Genomic DNA, 1,557 nt, shown 5'->3' on the forward strand with positions numbered 1-1,557 from the left:
CGGTAGCTGTGTCGGGGCCGGGATCGAGGTACCCGCATTCGCTGGGCGGATCGTGGCTGCGCCGGGCACCGTGTTCCGCTTGCCGGAGGTGTCCATGGGGTTGATCCCCGGAGCCGGCGGAACGGTGAGCGTGCCGCGACGGATCGGCCGATGGCGGGCCTTCTGGCTGTGCGCCACGGGCGCCGCCCTCGACACAGAGACCGCCCTGGCGTGGGGACTCATCGACGAAATCAGTAACGCCCTGTGCCCGCGCTAGGACGTTGCCCGAGTGAGCTTCGTCAACCGACGTGCCCGCCTGTCTGAGTTCAGGACATGCAGGACAGTTGATGTCTCAGGACATCGAGGACACTGACGACCCGTGCCCGTGACAATCGGGCATGGGTGGAAAAGGGTTTTCGATGAATCCGGACATCGTGGCCACGGTCTCGGCGGTCGCAGGCGGGGCACGGGTGAACGTGTCCCGCCTGTGCCGAGAGCAGGGCATCTCCCGCAATACCTTCTACGTCCTGGTGGGCAGGTTCCGCACCGAGGGCGCCGCAGCGTTCACCACCCGCTCGACCCGGCCACACCACAGCCCGACCCGTACCGGACCCGAGGTGTGTGAGGCCATCGTCCGTGCCCGCAAGGAACTCGACGACGAGGGCTTCGACAACGGCCCGATCTCGATCGTGTGGCGCCTCGAGGCCCAGGGACTCGACCCGACCCCGTCGCGCTCAACGGTGTACCGGGTACTGAGGGAGTGCGGACAGATCGTTCCTCAGCCACGCAAGAAACCCCGTTCACGCCGCAGTTTCGAGTACTCCGCCCCCAACGGGTGCTGGCAGATCGACGGCCTCGAGCATTATCTCGCCGACGGCACCGTGGTGTGCATCCTGCAGATTCTCGACGACCACTCGCGTCTGGACGTGTGCTCGTATGCCGCCCGGGCCGAAACCTCCGCCGACGCGTGGGCGGCACTGCAACGGGCGATGGACGGGCACGGGGTGCCGGTACACCTACTCTCCGACAACGGGCTCGCCTTCTCCGGGAAACGCCGGGGCGGGATGTCCGAGGTCGAACGCAACCTCGCCGCCCTCGGGACCGTGACGATCGCGTCCTCGGTCCGGCACCCGCAGACCTGCGGCAAGAACGAACGCGCCCATCAGACCTTGCGGAAATGGTTGGCCAAGCAGCCACCGGCGGCGACCCTGACCGAGCTGCAGTCCCAACTCGACACCTACCGGCAGCTCTACAACAACAGGCGCCACCAGGGCATCGACGGTATGACCCCGAACCAACGCTGGGACGCAACACATCCGGCCCAGCCGACGCCCGGGCCGGCGGCACGATCGGGATGCACCACCCGCCCCGTCTCGACTACCGGCGTGATCCAGTTCGACGGACTCTCGATCATCCTCGGCCGCCGACACAAGAACACCACCGCGACCGTCTACTGGCAGGGCGATCGTGTCGTCGTGATGATCGGCGACACGACCGTCCGCACACTTACACTCGACAGGACCACGCGTTACCAGAAACTGTCCTCAAAGTCCTGAGACAGATCTGTCCTCCAAGTCC

The 1,557-nt window shown here is 66.4% G+C and carries 2 protein-coding genes; both read left to right on the top strand.

From position 1 onward, the window contains the following. A partial coding sequence (locus tag ACFVXN_RS18425; RefSeq protein ID WP_389235970.1) for an enoyl-CoA hydratase/isomerase family protein occupies window positions 1-256 on the top strand: 256 nt, incomplete at its 5' end. Window positions 257-398: 142 nt separating this feature from the next. Next, the gene (locus ACFVXN_RS18430) at window positions 399-1,535 is read left to right on the top strand and encodes an IS481 family transposase (protein WP_037246031.1); all 1,137 of its coding nucleotides are present in this window, start codon (window positions 399-401) and stop codon (window positions 1,533-1,535) included. The last annotated feature ends 22 nt before the right edge of the window (window positions 1,536-1,557 follow it).

The organism is Cellulomonas sp. NPDC058312 (genome assembly GCF_042880135.1).
GTDB lineage: Bacteria > Actinomycetota > Actinomycetes > Actinomycetales > Cellulomonadaceae > Cellulomonas.